1 protein-coding gene is annotated in these 512 nt (G+C 38.7%); it reads right to left on the bottom strand.

Features of this window, described 5'->3' with window-relative positions; translation table 11 throughout:
- Positions 1-182, bottom strand: a 182-nt coding sequence (locus ACS8FD_RS24725) for an MmgE/PrpD family protein (RefSeq protein WP_439277789.1), incomplete at its 3' end; no start/stop codon positions are given.
- Between the last annotated feature and the right edge of the window lie 330 nt (positions 183-512).

The raw sequence follows: 512 nt of genomic DNA, 5'->3' as shown, positions 1-512 counted from the left end.
CATTCAGGAAAACGTAGTGCCAAAAGGCCACAGCCTAGCGTATCCATTAGACAGTGACGTGCAGTCGTCCAAGCATCGGCGCTATTGGGAGAGTCATCAATAGAGTAGTTGAGAACATAATCGGCGATTTTTTGAATCTCGTCATCATATTCTGGACGGACATTGCTTTCTACATTAGACATAGTCGTTACCTCTTCCTTGAGTCAGATGATTTTTTGACTATCGACCGTTTATCAGTATCTTCAGTTTTACGATCATAGTCATGACTCAAAAGTAGCACAATCAATATAGAACAACAGTGAAGTCGTGTAAAAGAACTTTGTAAAAGAACTTTATTGTTTGATGCTTTATACGTAAGGCCCTATGATTGCATCAATTTTATCAAATCAAGTCAGCCACTTAAGTCATCAAGTAGATTAAGCCTGCGATAAATAAGAGGCTCAATACTAAAAGCAAAAAACTCAACAATTTGGTGACAAATCCTGAACTTTCAGAGCCAGCTGATTTCTGGG

The organism is Psychrobacter sp. 1U2 (genome assembly GCF_051847575.1).
Note: the sequence above shows the minus strand (reverse complement) of the source record. Positions and strands in the feature narration are given on the sequence as shown.